Annotated in this window: 8 protein-coding genes (1 of these 8 only partly in view); 5 read left to right on the top strand and 3 right to left on the bottom strand. The window is 61.4% G+C overall.

Annotation, left to right across the window (positions count from 1 at the left end; all coding sequences use genetic code 11):
* Positions 1-89: 89 nt before the first annotated feature.
* The 5 genes from pvdM to QOM10_RS09815 all read left to right on the top strand — a co-directional run bounded on the left by pvdM (position 90) and on the right by QOM10_RS09815 (position 9,824).
* Positions 90-1,460 (top strand): pyoverdine-tailoring dipeptidase-like protein PvdM, encoded by a 1,371-nt coding sequence (pvdM, locus tag QOM10_RS09835; protein WP_316917941.1) that lies wholly within the window; start codon positions 90-92, stop codon positions 1,458-1,460.
* A complete protein-coding gene (locus QOM10_RS09830; protein WP_316917940.1) occupies positions 1,457-2,743 on the top strand; it encodes an aminotransferase class V-fold PLP-dependent enzyme in 1,287 nt (428 codons plus the stop codon). Before pvdM ends, QOM10_RS09830 begins: the two co-directional genes overlap by 4 nt.
* Positions 2,744-2,789: 46 nt before the next feature.
* A complete protein-coding gene (locus QOM10_RS09825; protein WP_150751596.1) occupies positions 2,790-3,701 on the top strand; it encodes a formylglycine-generating enzyme family protein in 912 nt (303 codons plus the stop codon).
* A gap of 162 nt (positions 3,702-3,863) precedes the next feature.
* Positions 3,864-5,525 (top strand): cyclic peptide export ABC transporter, encoded by a 1,662-nt coding sequence (locus tag QOM10_RS09820; RefSeq protein ID WP_127926542.1) that lies wholly within the window; start codon positions 3,864-3,866, stop codon positions 5,523-5,525.
* A 54-nt stretch (positions 5,526-5,579) separates the two neighbouring features.
* Positions 5,580-9,824: an amino acid adenylation domain-containing protein gene (locus QOM10_RS09815; protein ID WP_410479212.1), complete on the top strand. Its 4,245-nt coding sequence runs from the start codon at positions 5,580-5,582 to the stop codon at positions 9,822-9,824.
* Positions 9,825-9,978: 154 nt separating this feature from the next.
* Here QOM10_RS09815 and QOM10_RS09810 read toward each other — a convergent pair whose 3' ends face one another.
* The 3 genes from QOM10_RS09810 to QOM10_RS09800 form a co-directional block, all read right to left on the bottom strand.
* Positions 9,979-12,459, bottom strand: coding sequence for a TonB-dependent siderophore receptor (locus QOM10_RS09810; RefSeq protein WP_316917939.1), 2,481 nt, complete (start codon positions 12,457-12,459; stop codon positions 9,979-9,981).
* Between the two features lie 337 nt (positions 12,460-12,796).
* Positions 12,797-16,027 carry an amino acid adenylation domain-containing protein gene (locus QOM10_RS09805; RefSeq protein ID WP_316917938.1) on the bottom strand — a complete coding sequence of 1,077 codons (3,231 nt, stop codon included), beginning with the start codon at positions 16,025-16,027 and terminating at the stop codon, positions 12,797-12,799.
* A protein-coding gene (locus QOM10_RS09800) for a non-ribosomal peptide synthase/polyketide synthase (protein WP_316917937.1) crosses the window boundary here: on the bottom strand, positions 16,024-20,446 show its end. The gene runs 9,104 nt beyond the window's last position; 4,423 of the gene's 13,527 nt are visible here — the last part of the coding sequence; its start codon lies beyond the right edge, outside the window; its stop codon occupies positions 16,024-16,026. The genes QOM10_RS09805 and QOM10_RS09800 overlap by 4 nt, the downstream gene beginning before the upstream one ends.

Below are 20,446 nucleotides of genomic sequence, written 5' to 3'. Positions count from 1 at the left end.
AACCTAAATTCCACGGCCATCCACTCGTTCCTCCCAGATAGCAAAGGCTTTGCGCCTGCACCTCGATGGCGAACCCGACTGAGATGGCAATGACAAAACCACGTTCGAAAAAGGCTCTATTCATCGGCCTGCCCTTAGCCCTGGCGATCAGCGCCGGTGCAGGCTTTGCCGCTTGGCAGCACTGGTTCAAGGACGACCTTGGCTATGACGCCAAGATTGTGAAACAGGCAGATGAACTGCACGAACGCATGCTTTCTTTCGACAGCCATGTCAGCCTGACGCAGAACTTCGGCACCAACGGTAACGAAGCCGACAAGGATGGCTCCGGCCAGTTCGATCTGGCCAAAACCAGTCGCGGTCGCTTGTCTGGAGCGGCACTGACCATTTTCGGCTGGCCGGAAATGTGGAACGGCCCCGATGCCCCCCACAAGCCGACTGCCGGCTTCATCGACGAAGCCCGTAACCAGCAGGAAATCCGTTACCGGATCATCTCCGGCATGGTTCGCGACTACCCCAATCAAGTCGCGATCGCCTACACGCCGGACGATATGCGCCGCCTGCACGGCGAAGGCAAGTTCGCGATTTTCATCAGCATGCTCAACGCCTATCCACTGGGCCATGATCTGAATCTGCTGGACCTGTGGACAGCGCGTGGCATGCGCATGTTCGGCTTCAGCTACATCGGCAACAACGACTGGGCGGATTCGTCTCGCCCACTGCCATTCCTCAATGACTCACCGGACGCCCTCGACGGTCTCTCCGATCTGGGCAAGCAGGCGGTCAAGCGCCTCAATGATCTGGGCGTGATCATCGACGTATCGCAGATGTCGACCAAGGCCCTTGAGCAAGTCGCACAGTTGAGCCGTACGCCGCTGATTGCCTCGCACTCGGCGCCGCGCGCGATGGTCGACATCCCACGCAACCTCAGCGACAAAGAGATGCAGTTGATAAAGAACAGCGGCGGCGTGGTGCAGATCGTCGCGTTCTCGCAGTACCTGCGCCCGCTGACCCAGAAGACCCAGGATCGCCTCAACGAGCTGCGCAAGGAGTTCGGCCTGCCGCCACTGCCGAACCTGGCGATGGCGCTGATGCCGGGCGACCCGATCATTGCGGCCTGGTCCGAAACGAAATTCGGCCTGTACGCCAGCCGCCTCTACGCGATCCTCGAAGACGAACCGAAGGCCAGCCTCAAGGATTTCGGCGACGCCATCGAATACGCCGTGCGCAAGATCGGCATCGACCATGTCGGTATCAGCTCCGACTTCAATGAAGGCGGCGGCGTCAAAGGTTTCGAGAACGTCGGCGAGATCCGCAATGTCACCGCTGAACTGCTGTCGCGCGGTTACTCCGAAGCCGACATCGGCAAACTCTGGGGTGGCAACTTCCTGCGCGTCTGGGGCGAAGTCGAGAAAGCCGCGAAACCGGCATTGGCCAGCGCACAGGGAACTGCCAAGCCATGAGCAACCGCCGTGAGTTTCTGAAACAGGCCGGGGTGCTCGCCGCCGCGTTGCCACTGGGCGCCAGCCTGCCGACTATTGCCAGCGCCGCGGTTGCCGCCTCCGCACCTGCACCGCGCAACAAATGGACGCAGTTGCAGCAACTGTTCGATCAGGATCCGGACTACCTGCACTTTTCCAACTTCCTGATCACCTCGCACCCGAAACCCGTGCGCGAAGCGATCGAACGACATCGCGCCGCCCTCGACAAAAATCCCGGCCTGGCCATGGATTGGGACCTCGGCGTGATCGAGCAGCGCGAGGAAAACGTGCGAGTCTGGGCCGGCCAATACCTGCAAGCCAAGGCCAAACAGATCGCCCTGACCGGCAGCACTACTGAAGGTCTGACGATGATTTACGGCGGTGTGCATGTGCGCCCCGATCAGGAAATCCTCACCACCGCCCACGAACACTATGCCACCCACACCATCCTCGCCTTGCGCAAGGAACGTGAAGGCACGCAGGTGCGCAAGATCCGTCTGTTCAAGGATCCGCAGACCGCGACCAAAGCCGAAATCCTCGCCGCCATCGACACGGCCATCCGCCCGGAAACCCGTGTGCTGGGCATGTGCTGGGTGCATTCGGGCAGCGGCGTGAAGCTGCCGATCGGTGACATCGGCGCCATCGTCGACAAGCACAACCGTGGCCGCAGCGATGCCGAGCGGATCATTTATGTGGTCGACGGCGTGCACGGTTTCGGCGTCGACAACCTGAGTTTCGCGCAGATGAACTGTGATTTCTTCATCGCCGGCACCCACAAGTGGATGTTTGGCCCGCGCGGCACCGGCATCGTCTGCAGCCGTTTCGAGGAGGTCAAATACGTGACGCCGATCACCCCGACCTTCTCCGAGGCCACAGCGTTTTCCACCACCATGACGCCCGGTGGCTATCACTCCTTCGAGTATCGCTGGGCGCTGGACGAAGCCTTCAAGCTGCACCTGCAACTGGGCAAGGCCGAGGTCGAAGCGCGCATCCACGCGCTCAACAGCTACCTGAAGAAGCGCCTGCTGGAACACCCGCAAATCGAACTCGTCACCCCGCTGAGTCCGCAACTGTCGGCCGGTTTTACCTTCTTTCGAGTCAAGGGCCAGGACAGCGACAAAGTCGCCGCGTACCTGATGCAGAACCGCGTGGTCGCCGACGCCGTGAACCGCGACGTGGGCCCGGTGATTCGTACTGCACCGGGCCTGCTCAACGACGAAGCGCAAATCGATCGTTTGATGGCGTTACTGGCCAAACAGCTGTAGGCGCCACGTTCCCACGTTTCCTTTCAACCTGTTATCGAGAGTCATGATGAACAGTAGTGAACCGCGTAATTTTTCCTTGAAAGCGTTGCCCGCGCTCGGTCTGGCCGCATTGCTCGGTTGTGCCTTGCCGGGGCTGGCGCAAGCGGCCGAACCGCTCAAACCGGGCAAAGTCTTCAAGGACTGCAAGGACTGCCCGGAAATGGTCGTGCTGCCCACCGGCACCTTCACCATGGGCACCCCGGAGGACGAAGTCGGCCGCGAGCCGGACGAAGGTCCGATGCACCCGGTGACCTTTGCCCAACCCTTGGCCATCAGTCGTTTCCAGGTGCTCAAAGGGCAATGGGACGCCTACCTAGCCGACACCGGCTATCAGATGCCCGACGGCGACAAACGCCCGGGCCGCGCGTGCAAGGCCGGTATTCCCGACTACGCGGGCAGCGATCCGAAAAAGCAGTACACCGACAAGCATCCGGCTGTGTGCATGGACTTTCCCGAGGCCGAGGCCTATGTAGCCTGGCTGTCGAAGAAAACCGGTAAATCGTATCGACTGGTCAGCGAATCGCTGCGTGAATACGCCGCCCGTGCCGGTAGCACCGGGCCTTTCCCGTTCCCCTTCGATGAGGGCAAGGAATACAGCATCGCCAAACACGCCAACACCTATGGCGCCGCCGACGGCTACAACTTCACCGCTCCGGCAGGCAAGTTCCCGGCCAATGCCTTCGGCGTCTACGACATGCACGGCAACATCTACGAATGGACCGCCGACTGCTACAACGAAAACTATGTCGGCGCGCCGAGTGATGGCAGCGCCTGGTTGACCGGTGACTGCAAGATTCGCCGCATCCGCGGCAACGACTGGGGTGAAGCACCGGTGTTCTCGCGCTCGGGCAATCGCAATGCCACCTACAGCGACACCCGCGGCGACTGGATTGGTTTTCGCGTCGCGCGCGATCTGTAAGGACAGCTGCACCGGCAGCCGCCACGACGGCGCTGGCCGCTCGCTCGTCGCTTCAGCCTCGATAAACCCGTGGTCGGCTAAATCGCCGCCCACGGGTTTCGTCTTTTAACCAGCCCAATCCTTGAAACGATGCCGTTAGCGGCACTAGAAGCGGAAACCTCCATGACCACAAAATCGCGCGGAGCCATCAGTGAAGTCCTCGGCCTGCTCAAGCCTTACCGGGTCGTCGTGGCGCTGTCGATCCTGCTCGGCATGCTCGGTGGCGTCAGCGTCACTGCCCTGCTGGCGACCATCAACAAAGCCCTGAACGGCACCGGAGTTCCGTCAGCCAGCGTGCTGCTGACATTTGCCGGCCTCTGCGCGTTTGCACTGCTGACTTCGATTCTGTCGGACATCGGCACCAACCACGTCGGCCAGCACATCATCGCCGGCCTGCGTAAATCACTCGGCGAAAAAGTCCTGCTCGCGCCTATCGAGCAGATCGAACGGTTTCGCAGCCATCGCCTGATTCCGGTGCTGACCCATGATGTCGACACCGTCAGTGATTTCGCGTTTTCCTTCGCGCCGCTGGCGATCGCTTTCACCGTCACCCTCGGTTGCCTGGGTTACCTGGCCTACCTGTCCCTGCCGATGTTTGCCCTGCTGTTGATCGCGATCGTGATCGGCACCGTCGTCCAATACATTGCCCGCGCCAAAGGCATCAAAGGTTTCGAAGCGGCGCGCGAGGCCGAAGACGAACTGCAGAAGCACTACAGCGCAATCGCTGCGGGTGCCAAGGAACTGCGTATTCATCGCCCGCGCCGCCAACGCATGTTCAGCCAGCGCATCGAGGGCACGGCGGATTACATCTGCAACACGCACATCCGCTCGATCAACACGTTCGTGGTGGCGAAAACCTTTGGCTCGATGCTGTTTTTCGTGGTGATCGGTCTGGCCCTGGCACTGCAATCGTTCTGGCTCGGTACCGATAAAGCGGTGCTCAGCGGTTTCGTGCTGGTGCTGCTGTACATGAAAGGCCCACTGGAATATCTGGTCACCACGTTGCCGGTGGTCAGTCGCGCGAACATTGCCTTCAAACGCATCGCCGAGCTGGCCGAACAGTTTTCTTCGCCGGAACCGCACTTGCTCCTGCGCGAGTCGACGCCCGCGAGCAAGACCGCCGTGCAGCAGTTGCAACTGCATAACGTGCATTACGCCTTCCCGCCGGTTCAGGGCAGCGCAGCGTTTGAACTGGGGCCGGTCAATCTGGACATCGCGCAGGGTGACATCGTGTTTATCGTCGGCGAGAACGGCGGCGGTAAAACCACCCTGATCAAATTGTTGCTGGGACTCTATGCGCCACAACGCGGGGAAGTCCTGCTCAATGGCCAGGTGGTCGATGCCCAGGCTCGCGATGACTATCGCCAACTGTTCACCACGATCTTCGCCGACTACTACCTGTTCGATGAACTGGTACAGGGCGACAAACAAGTGCCGGCCGACACCAGCCGCTATCTGGAACGCCTGGAGATTGCGCACAAGGTGAGCATTAACGACGGTGTTTTCAGCACCACCGATCTGTCCACCGGCCAGCGCAAACGCCTGGCGCTGATCAACGCCTGGCTGGAAGAGCGTCCGGTGCTGGTGTTCGACGAATGGGCTGCCGATCAGGACCCGGCCTTCCGGCGCATTTTCTACACCGAGCTGCTGCCGGAGCTGAAACAGATGGGCAAGACCATCATCGTGATCTCCCACGATGACCGCTACTTCGACGTCGCCGATCAACTGGTGAGGATGGAGGGAGGCCGAGTGGTCACCCACAAAAAGCCCCTCGAGACTGCTTGATCGATTGCACCTTTGCAGCCGGCCGGACACCCGTCCTGCCGGCCTTCAATCCGAATGTTTATCGCCGTGGACCCGACTGTCGGCAACGCCGTCAGCGCTCACGGTGCTGCCAACCACGAGAGCCCGATGAACGACTTACTCGATGATGAGGTACTGGCGCTGCTGATGGCAGATGCCGGCGAGCAATCCCAAGGCATCATTGCCCGTCCCCACCCGGCACCGGCCCCCCTCTCCTTCGCGCAACAGCGACTGTGGTTCGTACAACAGCTGACACCTGACAGTGCCGCTTACAACTTGCCACGCGCCGTACGCCTGAGCGGCGCCCTGCAAGCACAGCATCTGGAAATGGCGCTGAATAAAGTCATCGCACGCCACGATGTCTTGCGCAGCGCGATCGTCGAGATCGACGGCGTAGCCATGCAGGTGGTCGATGCACACGCAACGCTGCAGTTGGGGTTCGATGATCTGCGCGGCCTGAGCGCTGAAGCGCGTGAACAGCAGATTGCCCAGCGCATTGGCGAAGAGGCCGCCAAGCCCTTCGACCTGAAACAGGCGCCACTGATGCGCGCGACACTGCTGCAAGTCGCTGACACGGAGCACTTGCTGTTGCTCAACATGCACCATATCGCCTCGGACGCCTGGTCCAACGCGATTCTGATGCAGGACCTGACCCGCGCCTACGCGCAAGCGGCAATGGGCATGAGCGCACCACTGGCGCGCCCGGCCATCCAGTACGCCGACTATGCCGATTGGCAGCGTAGCGACTATCTGCACAGCCCGGCCTGCAAGACCAGCGCCGAATACTGGCAGAATTATCTGGGCCAGACGTTGCCGCCGCTGGATCTGCCGGTGGACTTTGCGCGCAATGACCAGCATAGCCATGCGGCCGGCAAACACGACTTCAGCCTGCCCGCCACATTGGCGCAAGCACTCAATCGCTTCTGCCAGCAGCACGGTTTGACTCCCTTTGTGGTCGCGTTGGGTGCCTGGCAATTGCTCCTGAGCCGCTACAGTGGCCAGGACGATTTCACCGTCGGTGTGCCCAACGCCACACGCAACCGCAGTGAAATTCAGGACCTGGTCGGGTTCTTTGTCAGCACGCAGGTGTATCGCGTGCGGATTGACCCGCAGCTGCCTTGCAAGGACTTTCTGCTGCGTCTGCGCCGCGAATCGCTGGCCGCGCTCGACCATGCCGACTACCCCCTGGAATTGAGCTTCGACGACCTGCAACTGCAAAGCAGTCAGCAGATCAATCCGTTGTTCCAGGTACTGTTCAACTGGCGCACGGACGGCGGCACCTCGGTGCCGCTGAACCTGGGCGAATTGACCCTGGACTTTGTCGATGCCGGCAGCGGGCAGGCGAAATTCGACCTGTCGCTGGACGTCAGTTATTCCCTGAACCGCATCGACGCCAACATCGAATTCAGCCGCGACCTGTACCGCCCCGCCACCATCGAGCGGTTGGCCGGGCATTGGCAGAACCTGTTGCACGCCATCACCGCAAATCACGATGTTGCCCTGAGCGAATTGCCGCTGCTGAGCGACACCGAGTGCCGCCAGCAACGCGAACAATGGAACCCAGCCGTTGCGCCATTGCCGAGCGAAGGCGTGCATCAGCTCTTTGAACGCCAGGCACTGGCCACGCCGCATGCCCTCGCGCTGATTTGCGATGACGTGCGCATGAGCTATGCCCAACTCAACTCGGTAGCCAATGGCCTGGCGCAGACCCTGCACGGCTATGGCGTGGGCCCGGAAGTGCGGGTGGGCATCGCGGTCGAGCGCTCGGCGCGGATGATCGTCAGCCTGCTGGCGGTGCTCAAGGCCGGCGGTGTGTACGTGCCCCTCGATCCCGAATACCCGCAGGAACGCCTGACCTGGATGATCGAAGACAGCGGCTTGAGCGTGCTGCTCAGCCAGCGCTCCTTGCTCCAGCGCCTGCCCTCGGTAGACGCGGTGAGCGTGCTGTGCGTCGACGAACTCGACCTCGCCGATAGCGCGCACAGCGACAACCCGACCTGCCGTACCCATGGCCATAACCTGGCGTACGTGATGTTCACCTCAGGTTCCACCGGTCGACCAAAAGGTGTGGGGATTACCCAGGCGGCTTTGACCCGGCACGCGCAAGTCGCCCTGGAATTCCTCGGCCTGACAGCCGCCGATCGTTCGCTGCAATTTGCCACGTTCAACTTCGATGCCTTTGTCGAACAGCTCTACCCGGCGCTGATCTGCGGCGCGTCGGTGGTACTGCGCGGGCCGGACATCTGGGACAGCCAAACCTGGTACCAGCAGTTGCTCGACAAGCAATTCACGGTCAGCGACCTCACCACCACGTACTGGAACATGCTGGCGAGGGATTTTGCCGCTGTCGGTGTCCGTGACTATGGCCCGTTACGCCAGGTGATCGTGGGCGGCGAAGCCATGCCACCGGAAGGCGTGGCGGCGTGGGGCAAGGCGGGACTTGACCATGTGCGCCTGCTCAACACCTATGGCCCGACGGAAACCACGGTCAGTGCCACGGTGCTCGATTGCAAGGACTACGTCACCGGGCATGCGCCACTGCCGAAAACCATGCCGATCGGCCGCCCCTTGGCTGGACGCGCCATTTACCTGCTGGACAGCGGTGGCCAACCGGTCCCGGTGGGCGTCGTCGGTGAATTGGTGATTGCCGGCGATCTATTGGCCCGGGGCTATTTCCAGCGCCCGGATCTGACCGCCGAACGCTTCATGCCTGACCCGTTCAGCACGCAGGGCGGGCGTTTGTACCGAACCGGTGATCTGGCGCGCTATCGCGCCGATGGCGTCATCGAATACGTCGGCCGACTCGATCATCAAGTGAAGATTCGCGGCTTCCGTATCGAACTCGGTGAAATCGAATCCTGCCTGCTGCAAATCCCGGCCGTTCGCGAAGCCCTGGTCCTTGCCCGCGAAGGATTGGCCGGGATGCAGTTGATCGGTTATATCGTGCCGAGCGACGGTGATCTGTCGAGTGAACAGCACGATCAACTGCGTGCAGCCCTCAAGGCTGAACTGAAAAGCCGTCTGCCCGCCTACATGGTGCCGAGCCATCTGCTGGTGCTGGAAGCCATGCCCGTCAGCCCGACAGGCAAACTTGATCGCAAGGCGTTGCCGCTGCCTGACATCAGTCAATCGGAGACCCGCTTCAAGGCCCCGGAAACTGCATTGGAGCAAGCGCTGGCCGAACTCTGGCAGGAAACCCTGCACGTTGACCGGGTCGGCCTCGACGACAACTTCTTCGAACTGGGCGGGCATTCGATTCTGGCCATCCAGTTTATTGCCGCACTCAATGCGCGCCTGGGGATCAAACTCGCTTTGCAGCAAATGCTCGCCCACTCCACCGTCGAAGCCCTGGCGCAATTCATTGCTACGCAACACCAGCAGCAAGCCCAATGCGTGGTAGAACTCTCGGCCTCGGCCGCCAGCGCCCCACCGCTGTTCTGCCTGCATCCCAGCGGCGGCATCGTGTTCTGCTACCAACCGTTGGCCAAACGCCTGAGCAAACACGCGCGCACTTTCGGCGTGATGCACACAGGCTTCGCCGACAAACACGCCCACGCCCAGACATGGGCGCAAATGATCGCCGATTACACCCGACAGATTATCGATAAACAGGCTGACGGCCCGTATCGTTTGATGGGCTGGTCGCTCGGCGGCTCCATCGCCATGGACATCGCCGCCGAACTGGAGCGTCAGGGACGTGAAGTGAGCTTCCTCGGTCTGGTCGATACCACACTGCCGGACAGCCTGCTGCCGGCAGATCTGCCGCGCAAACCGCTGGAAGAGGAAAATCCCGAGTACTTCAGTGCCGAAAATGAACTGGCGACGGCGGTGGAAATGTTCAGCCTGATGTTCGCTCACCTGCACGAGCCGGCGGCACGCTTCCTCGCCGAAAATCCGCAAACCGATCTCAAGGCTTTCTACCAGTGGGCCAGCCAACAGGCCGCCACCAGCGAACAGGAAATGGTGGCGACACTGGACGCCATCAGACAGGAAATCATGAACGCCCAGGCGTTCGAGATTCATGACCGACTGGTGAAATCCTACGACGCGTTCACGCTGCCGACGCTCAAGGTCGAGGCCAGTTGCTGGTGGTCGCTGTCGCACAAGACGCTGGAGCAGGTGTTGCACTCGGAACAGGTGCTGCGTGAACACACCGTCAGTGGACGCCTGCAAGGCTCGGTGCATTCCACCCTGCCCCACCGCAGCATGATTTACGGTGAGTCGTTGCTTGAGTCCTTTGAAGCGGTGTTCCTGACGTGTGAGGCGGCACTGAACAACTGACTTTCATACTGGCAAACAAAAAACGCAGAAGCGCTGGCTTCTGCGTTTTTGTTTGCGTGATTTGAAACATAACCTGTGGGCGGCATGCCAAAAAAAACGGCCCACACCCTCTTTCGAGAAGTGTGGGCCGCTTCGGTGAAGGCCCTTCAGTGCATCAGAACTTTGGGGTCCACTTCACGGAGAACATCAGGTTGCGTGGATCACCGAAGTTGTTGTTGCCGTCGAGCTGGTTGTAACCGGCCGCAATGTACTTCTTGTCGAACAGGTTGTTGGCGTTCACGGCCAGATCGACTTCCGGTGTCAGCTGGTAACCGACACGGGCGTTCCATACGGTGTAACCCGCGACATCGTAGGTCCCTTCATAGCCCAGCGTATGGCTCTGAGTGGTGAAGCCCAGACCGGTGCTGACACGATCCCACTCACCCGGAAACTGGTAGTTGGCCCACATGCGCAGCATGTGTTTTGGCGTCCAGGTGCTGAACACGCGACCTTCCCTGTCCGGGTCTTTGAGGTACTTGGTGGTGTTGTAGGTGTAACCGGCAAACAGTTGCAGGTTTTCCACCACTTCGCCGCTGATCTCGGCGTCGATACCCTGGCTGCGCACTTTACCCGAGGCCGTCGAGCAGTACGAACCGTCGCACTCGAAGCCACCCGCAATATCGTTGACCGCACGGTTTTCCTGGTCGTAGCGGAAGAGCGCCAAGGAGGTGTTGACCCGGCCGTCCATCAGCTCGCCCTTGAGACCGATTTCGTAGTTGCTGCCGACCACCGGTTTGAGCACGGTGCCACCGGCATCGCGGTTGGTCTGTGGCTGGAACACGTCGGTGTAACTGGCGTAAACCGCCCACTCGCGGCTCAGGTCATAGACGATACCGGCGTAAGGCGTGACTTCCCCGGTTTCGGTCGCGGTGCTTGGGTCGTTCTTGGTGATGCCGCCGAACGAGGATTGCGCCTTGGATTTGTAGCTGAAGTCATACCAGCTGACACGTGAGCCGAGCACCAAGGTCAGATCGTCGATCGGCTTGACACGCCAGGTGCCATACAGGCCTTTCTGGCGTACGTCGTATTTACTCAGCGTGCCGCGACCACCCGAAGCGATCAGGCTGTCGTAGTTGATATCGGGACGGTCATTGTTGACGCCGAAAATCGTGTCGCTACTGTTGCTGAAGGTACGGGCGAGCTGATCGTCCGTTTCGAGCTGGGAAAAGTTACCGCCCAACATCACTTCCTGCTGCATCGACAAGGCTTCGAATTTGCCATTCAGGTTCATGTCGATACCGACTTTTGTCGAGTCGAAATCCGTCACGAAGTTGGCGTACTGCACGCCGCTGCCATCCGGTTCAAGACCATCGCCGGCACTTTGCACGCGCTGGTTTTTCGCCTTGTTGCTCTCGGTCATGCGCACCGCACCGACCTTGAGTGCCCAGTCTTCGTTGAAGCGATGTTCGAGGTCGGCGTAAAGCGTGGTGACGTCGATGTCGGAACTGTTCCAGCGTGCACCGGTGTAGGTGGAGCGCGAGACATCCGGCATCTTGCCGTTAGCGTAACGTGGCAGGCCACGAATCATCGGCCGCGAATCACCGTCGGAACGGCTGACGGCCAGGCCCAGGGTGGTGTCTTCGCTCAGGTCGAAGTCCAGCGAGCCGTACAGCGACAGCGTCCGGCTCCAGTCGTGATCAATGAACGAGTTGCTTTGATCCTGATCGGCCACCAGGCGACCGCGGATGGTGCCGGCCTGGTTCAGCGGGCCGCCCGCGTCTACTTGCAGACCGTAATGGTCCCAGGAGCCCGCCTTGGCGGTCACGGACACAGTCGGTGCAGCCTGGCCGCGCTTGCGCACCAGGTTGATGGCGCCACCCGGGCTGCCAGTGCCTTGCAGCAACCCGGAGGCACCGCGCAGGATTTCCAGGCGATCGAAAAACACCAGATCCTGAGTCGCCCAGTTACCCAGCGAATAGGTGTTGCGTGGAATCGGTACGCCGTCGTACTGCCAGTCATCGATCTGGAAACCGCGCGAGGAGATGATCAAACCCTTGCCGACGCCCTGCAGACCCACGACACCGGTGGTCTGGTTCAGCGCATCCTTGAGGTCGACCAGGTCCTGGTCGTCCATCTGCTTGCGGGTCATCACCGTGACCGACTGGGGGATTTCCTTGAGGGTGTGGGTGCCCTTGCCAATCGTCACTGCGTTGGAGGTGTAGGAGTTGCTGCCTTCGGTCGTTGCGCCGACCTGACTTGCGCTGATGTTGGTCGCGCCCAGTTCCAGGCCCTGGGTGTTGCTGCCCCGCACCAGCATCAGGGTGTTGCCCTCGACGCTGTAGCGCACGTCGGTGCCCCTGAGCAATTCGGCGATGGCCGCCTGCGGGCTCATCTTGCCGCTGACCGCGTGGCTCTTGAGCCCGGCCATGTCGTCAGCGTTATAGATCACTTGCTGGTTGGTCTGCTGACCAAACGCCTGCAGCGCCTGTGGCAACGATTGCGCCGGGATATTGATGCTGACGCTTTCAGCCATCACCTGAGCGCTCAAAGGCAATACACAGACCAGCCCCAGCCCCGTCAACACTCGGCGTGAACGCAGGCCGCGGGACATGACGAGTGCCTTGAACAAAGGTTTCAACTCATGAATTGCTGACATCGTGCTCTCTATTATTGGTAGAAGTGAAAGTCCATTGGGCCGACGGGCCCGCCGCTGTCTGCACACGTGAACCGCACACTGTCGCTGGCCCTGCGGGCGACCTGGCAGTGCGTGGCGATCTGCCCCTCCCCGGGCTCGATCATCTGGCTGGACATCGGCGAAATATTTTCTGCTGAACAAACCGGTGCATTGGCGGCCCTGCCTGACACGATTTGCCCACATACCCTATTAAGACGCAGCACCTCCAAAAAACCGGAATGAGTTTATTTATCATTAACGCAAAAAGTTAAAAAAAAGGCCGACGCTGTTGGGCGACGGCCTTTTGTTTCTTTCTGTGTCAGCTGGTTTGCGCAGCCTTGGCGGCCTGCAACTGTCGCGCCTGCTCGGTCAGACGCGCCTTTTCCTCGGGACTCATCGCCTCCATGCGCAGTCGTACCTGAGCCATTTTTTCCAACTGCCCCGGGCTGCTTTCCACCGCCCGCAACGCCAGCGCCAACGACGCCACGGTCGGATGATCGAAAACCAGTCCCGGATGGATTTCGCATTGCAGCAACTTGCGAATACCGGCCACCAGTTTGATCACCAACAACGAATGGCCTCCGGCCGCGAAAAAGTCGCGCTCGATGCTCAAGCGTTCAAGCCCAAGCAGTTGCGCCATGCGCACGGCGAGCAATTGCTCAAGTGCATCACGCGGCGCAACGCCTTCGTCATCCGCTGCCGTAGCGGCCAATTGTTGCAGCGCCTTGCGATCGATCTTGCCGTTGGCCAGCCGTGGAAAACGCTCGATCAGTTGCAGGTGTTGCGGCACCATCACCGCGGGCAGACGTGCACTCAGTTCGGCACGTGCGGTGTCGAGCTGACCCGCGGTTGCCCCCGGTTGCGCCACGATAAATGCCAGCAGGCCCTGTTCAGCCGACGCGGCAGGCAGCACCAGCGCTTCGGCAACCGCTGGCAGGCGCAGCAGCTCGGCTTCGATCTCCGCGAGTTCGATACGGAATCCGCGCACCTTGACCTGCTGATCGCGCCGACCGTGCAACTGGATCGCCCCGTCAGCGCGGTAACGCGCCAGATCTCCGCTGCGATACAGACGCTGCGCAGGATCGAATGGACTCTGCACGAACGTCTGCGCATCAGCCTCGGCATTCAGATAACCACGGCACAATTGCGCACCGCCCAGGTACAACTCGCCCAGCACACCGACGGGGGCCAGACGCAAATCAGCGTCCAGCACATACACCTGATTGTTGCCCAGCACGTGGCTCAGCGCCGAGCACTCGCTGGCCGTGCCGTCCAGTGTCAGTGGATGAATCATCACGCCGACGGTGGCTTCGGTCGGGCCATAGTGGTTGAACACCCGGCAATCACTGCGCAGCCGCGCAATGCGTTCGATCAGCGTCGGCGCAACCGGCTCGCCGCCCAGCACCAGCGTGTGCGGCAAGGTTGCCTGCTGATGATCGAGCAACGCCGCAAGGTGCGACGGGACGATTTTCAGGCAATCGATCTGATGCTGCTGCAGGTACTCGGCGAACAACGCACCGTCCTGCATCTGCGCATCGCTGGCAACGTGCAGGGTCGCCCCATTGAACAACGCCCCGAACAACGCCGTGTTGCCCAGATCTGCCGCGACAGTGGAGCTGAAGCCGATGTTTTTGCACTGCTCCAGACCCAGTGCCTGACTGGCCTGAGCGACGTAATTGAGCAATTGCCGATGCTCGATCACCACACCTTTAGGCATGCCGGTAGAGCCGGAGGTGAACAGCACATAAGCGATGTCGGTGCCTTGCGTCGCGAGCGCCGGCAACGGTGCGCCCGATGCGCCGAGTTCTGCCAGCGTGCGAGCTTTGTACGGCTGATCCTGCCAAGCCGTGACGTGCGCCGCATCGGTCAGCAACAGTGCGGCGCCGGCCTGTTCCAGCATCAATGCCTGACGCGCCTGCGGCCATTGCACATCCAGCGGCAGATACGCGCACCCGAGGCGCCAGCTCGCCAACATTGCGATCACCAGATCCGCCGAGCGTGGCAACGCCAGCGCGATGATCGAGCCTGCGCTGACACCTTGATTGTTCAGGCCCTGGGCGGCGCTTTCGACGCGGGCTTGCAACTGGCTGTAGCTCAATGGCTGCCCAGCATCAGTCAAGGCGATGGCATCCGGCGTACGCAGCGCCAGATCAGCGATGCGCTGTGGCAGATAACGCTGGTCGGCCAGCATCTGTATCGCCGGATTGATCGCCAGCAAGCGCTGTTCGGCGGCGCGGCTGAGCAGGTTGAGTTGCGCCAGCACGGTGTGCGGCGCATCGACAATCGCGCTCAACAGCACGCCGAACTGTTCCAGTACGGCGTTGGCTGCCGCTGGCGAATAGCGCGAAGCGGCGTACTGCAGACCAACACCGGCAAGACGCTGGTTGTCGTCCAGTTGCACCTGCAACAACAACTCGAAAGCATCCGGTTGCACCTGCACGGCGTCAGCCGCGTTCCAGCGCAGACCGCCGCTGCTCGCGGCAACGCCGATCTGGCCAAGGCTGAAGCCGTAGGCCGAACGTGCTGCGTCGGGCGCCAGTTCCGGCGTCCAGTATTCCTGCCAGGTGCGATGCTCTTCGAGGCGCGCCGCCAGTTGCCCCAGCCAGTCACTGAAGCGCGCACTGCCAGGCAGTTCCAGCGAGAGCGGCAAGGTTTTCTCGAACACGCCCACAGCGTTGGCGAAATATTCATAGTCAGCACGGCTGTCATGCCGCAGACCGACCAGTGCCTGATCAAGCCCGCTCAAACGCCCCAGCAACACCCACCACGCACCTTGCAGCAACGTGGCGACTGGCTGACCGAGCTGCTCGGCCAAGGCCTGCAGAGCATCACGCTGCGCCGACTGCAGATTCAGCGATACGCGCGAATCGGCAGCACTCGCTTCGAGGCTGGCGCTGCGAGCGGCCAGCCATGGCGTTGCGATGTCCGCCTGCACACCTTGCAGGTGCTGCTGCCAGTAGCTGCGCGCGGTGACGGCGTCTTCATCGAGCACCACCTCACTGCGCCATTCCAGATACTGGGCGAACTCCCCCGACTCTTCGTCTTCGGCTGGCTGAACCCCGGCGTACGCTTGCTGCACTTGCTCCAGCACAAGGTTCAACGATGGCGTGTCGGCACTGTAGCGAGCAATGCCCAGCAGCAGCTGCCATTGCTGGGGCGCCAGGCGATAAAGCACGGCCTCGACACTGGCTGATTCGCCGACGACAAAGGCGCGTTCCCGCGATTCGCTGATTTGCGCCTGAACGTCCTCGGCGCACTGCTCGCCGGCATGGATCATCAGCGGGAAACGTCCGGCGTCGGCCGCAGCCTGACGCAAACCGTGGAAACCGCTGACCTTGTCCAGCCGCGCCAACAGCATCGGCTGCTGTGTCAGCACGGTATCGAACGCGGCCTGCAAACGTTGCGGGTCAAGATCTCCGTCAATGACAACGCTGAGCCAGCGCAAGGCCTCGCCACAGGTGGCGGTGTTCGACAGGCGCTCAAGCAGCGCCTGTTGCTCAGGCGTCAGGGCGAAACCCGGATCCTGCTCGTCCTTCATGACTTCGCTCATGCGCCGCTTTCCTCGGTGTTCAATGCCGCCCGGGCGTTGCTGGCCGGGCGCTCCAGGCTGCTGTGGTCGTACATGTCACCCATGGCGACGACAATCTTGCGCGGACCCTCGAACGGATCGCGGGCATGCGCCACCAGCATGTTGTCGAGCAGAATGGCATCGCCTTTCTGCCAGTCGAATCGCACGGCGCACTCTTCGTACAGCTCGCCAATGCGCTGCATCACGTCGTCTTCGATCGGTGTGCCGTCGCCGTAGTACACGTGACGCGGCATGCGCTCGGCGCCGAACATCGACAACAGGTCTTCACGCACATCCGGCTCCAGCCAGTAGATGTGGTGCAACTGCACCTGATTGAAGAACGACTTGGCGCCGGTGATCGGGTGACGAATGATCGCCGGTCCCGGTGTGCGGGTTTGCAGTTCGTTGTTGTCGAGCCAGCGCCACTCGATACCGCCGGCGCGGCAGCGGGCTTCGACTTCGGCACGGTCTTCGGTCTTGAAGAAGTGCTGCCACGACACGTCGAGGTTGTCGGTGAAGGTGCGCACATACAGCAAGCCTTTGGACTCGAACTTGTCACGCAGGTCTGCCGGCAGTTTTTCGTACATCAAGCGGCAGTCGACTACCGGCGTTGCACCGCCGACCGGCGCCGCTTGCTCGCAATAGAACATCTGCTTGCGCGGCCAGCGATCCTGGTGCGAGCTCTCGTTGTGGAACAGGATCATCTTGCGTTCCGGGTACGGCGTGGAGCGGTAAGTGTTCTTGCCGCCCTCCTTCTTCGGCAGATCGCCGTATTGACCGTACAGACCTGGCTGGATCGCTTCGGCGAACGCTTCAAAACCCTGAATGCCGTCGAGCTCGAAACCGCGAAAGAGAATGCCGGCGTGAGTCGCCAGTTTTTCTTCGATCAGCGGCCGGTTGTGCTTGATCCACTCGATCAAATCCAGCTGCGGCTCGTTCGGTTCCATCAACAGCGGGAACGGCTGCGGCGCAGCGATCAGCGATTCGCGGATCGGCGCCGGGCGAACCTTGGCCACCGGGGCGGCGCCACGCTTGAGGAACTTGCCCAGTTTGTCGGCCTTGGGTCCGGGGGCAGCGGGTTTGGCGGCCACTGCTAAATTGTCGACTGGCATGCTGATAGCTCCCAATTGAATGTCCTGATCAGCGACGATCTGTTCCAACAGGGCTATCCAGGCCTTCACCAGGTACTGAATGCGCTCGTGTCCGAACAAGGTTGTGGCGAATTGCCAATTACCCAGCAATTGCCCTTCTTCTTCGTCAACGAACAATGCCATGTCGAATTTAGAATGGCTCTGCAGCGCCGCCAGCGGCTCGACGCTCAGACCGCCCATGGATTGGGTGCGGCCCGGCAGGTTGTTCATCACGAACAACACTTGCACCAACGGGTTCATGCCATTGTGTCGCGGCACGCCACAGGATTCGACGATCATGTCCAGCGGCAGGTCCTGATGCTCCAGCGCGCCGAGCAGGCTGTCCTGAGTGCGCGCCAGGAATGTCGAGAACGCCGTGTCTGCCGAGAAGCGTGAACGCAGCGGCAAGACGTTGACGAAGAAGCCGATCAGCCGCTCCAGCTGCGCCTGCTCGCGCCCGGCAACGTCGGCGCCGACCAGTACGTCGTCGTCGCCGCTGAATTGATGCAACAACACCTGGAACGACGCCAGCAGCGTGCTGTACAAGGTCACGCCCGCTTCACTGGCAACCTTGCGCAAGGCCTGGCTCAAATCCTTCGGCAGATGAAACTGCACGGCATCACCGTCGTACGACGCCACCGGCCCGCGCGGGGTGTCCAGCGGCAGGTTGAGCTGCCCGCTGTAGCCACTGAGTGCATCTCTCCAGTAATCCGCCTGCTGGCCGAGAATCCCTTGGCGTTCCAGTTCCTGTTGCCACAGGGCAAAGTCCGAGTACTGCACTTCCAGCGCCGGCAACGGCGTGGTGTCACCGGCCTTGCTCAACTCATGGATCTGCACCAGTTCGTTGACCAGTACGCCCATCGACCAACCGTCAGAAATGATGTGATGCATGGAGAACAGCAGCACATGCTCGGTCGGCGACAGATGCAGGATGCGCCCGCGCCACAATGGCGCCTGCTCCAGATCGATCGGCGTTCGCGCGTTATCCAGCGCTGCTTGTGCGACCTGTTCTTCCTGAGCACTGCGCGACAGACCGGACAAATCGAGCAACGGGAAGTCGACATCGACCGTCTCGGCAATCAGCGCAATCGGATCACCTTCGTCATCCTGCGAATACGCGGTGCGCAGCACTTCATGACGGCGCACCACTTCGGCAAAACTGCTCATGAAGCGCTCGACCGACAGCTCACCGCGCAAGCGCAAGGCCAGCGGCATGCCGTAGGCCGAGCTGCCGCCGGACAATTGTTCGGCGACCCACAAACGACGTTGCACCAACGATAGCGGTGCCGTCGACTTGACGCCCCAGGCCTTCAGTGGAACTGCCTGACTGGCCGCCCCGCCGAGGGCCGGTGTCTGATCTTCGGCCATCCAGGTGGCCAGATCCTTGAGACGCGGATGGTTGAACAGGTCCCGCAGGCTCAACGTGCCGCCGGTCAAATGGCGCAAACGCGAGACTGCCTGAGTGGCCAGCAGCGAGTGCCCGCCCAGTTCGAAGAAGTGATCCTCACGGCTGACCTGATCGAGCTCCAGGACGTTTTGCCAGATGGCTGCGATCTGCTGTTCCAGTTCACCGACCGGGGCAACGAAGTCACCCGCCGCGACAAACGCGTCGACGCTCGGCAAGGCTTTGCGGTCGACCTTGCCATTCGGCGTCAGCGGCAGGCTGGCGAGGAACAGCACGTGCGCCGGAATCATGTAGTCCGGCAGGTGCACCTTGAGTTGCGTCTTCAACGCTTCGCGCAGCAGCGCTTGCGCGGCCGCATCGGCGCTGGCCACGGTCGCATCATCGACCACCACATACGCCACCAGTTGATGGCTGGAGGCGATCGGTTGCGCCACCACCAGTGCCTGGCTGACGTTGTCGATCTGCAACAGACGCGCTTCGATTTCGCCCAGCTCGATACGGAAACCGCGCACCTTCACTTGGTGATCGATACGCCCGACGTATTGCAACGTGCCGTCGCCCAGATAACGGGTCAGGTCGCCCGTGCGGTACATACGCTCGCCATTGCCGGCGAACGGATTGGGCACGAATTTCTCTGCGGTCATCGCCGCCCGGCCCAGATAGCCACGGCTGAGGCCGGCACCGGCCAGGTACAACTCCGCCGACACACCCTGTGGTGCCGGTTGCAGATCGCCGCCCAGCACATAACTGGCGGTGCGGATCATCGGTCGACCGATGTTCGCCGTGCCGCCTGCCTCTCGACGGGTCCAGGTGGAGTAAACGGTATCTTCCGACGGGCCGTACAAGTCGAAGATATCGGCGATGGTCGCCTGTTGATACAGCGTGTCCACGAGGTTCTGCTTCAGCGCTTCGCCGCACAGGTTGATGATGCGTACGCTGGCAGGAATATCGCCAGAGTCTTGCAAGGCATTGATTGCCGACGGCACGGTATTGATCAGGCGCACCTGATCGCGCGCCGGCAAGTGCGGCAACTCCAGTGCGTTGCGCGCAATGATCAACGAACCGCCATTGGCCAGGGTGACAAACAGCTCCCACACCGACAGGTCGAAACACACCGACGTCGAAGCGAGCACACCTTGAATGTCCTCGCGGCTGTAGAGGTGCTTCGACCAGTCGCTGAGCGCCATGATGTTGGCATGGCTGATCGATACGCCTTTGGGCTTGCCGGTGGAACCAGACGTGTAAATCACGTAGGCAAGATTGTTCACACTCACGCCAGTGACAGGCGCGACCGTGCTGTAGGCCGAGAGATCCAGTTGATCCAGCAGCAACACTTGCATGTCGCTGGCGAGCGACAAGGTGGCCGCCACATCGGTCTCGGTCAGCAGCACGCGGGCGCGGCTGTCCTCAAGCATGTAGGCGACCCGATCCGCCGGGTAATCCGGGTCCAGCGGCACGTAGGTGCCACCGGCCTTGAGGACCGCGAGCAATGCCACCAGCAGATTGTCGGAGCGCTGCATCGCCACACCGACGCGCACTTCGGCGGCGACGCCCGTGCTGATCAAACGGTGCGCCAGACGATTGGCCCGGGCATCGATATCGCCATAGGTGAAGGACTGCTGGCCGAACGTCACGGCGCGCGCGTCCGGCTGGGCAGCGACCTGACGCTCAATGGCCTGGTGGATGCAAATCGGCTCTAGGTCAGCGGTTGCCTGCGGATTCCAGTCACGCAGAATACGTTGCTCGTCACCTTCCTCCAGCAAGTTCCACTCGCCCAGGCAGGCATCGACGCTGGCGTGCATGCCGCTCAACAGTTGCTGCAACTGTGTCGCCAGTTTGATCACGGTGCTGGCGGCAAAGCTTGTG

The sequence above is a fragment of the Pseudomonas sp. P108 genome, assembly GCF_032613195.1.
Lineage (GTDB): Bacteria > Pseudomonadota > Gammaproteobacteria > Pseudomonadales > Pseudomonadaceae > Aquipseudomonas.
This window is presented reverse-complemented; position numbering and strand designations above follow the sequence as displayed.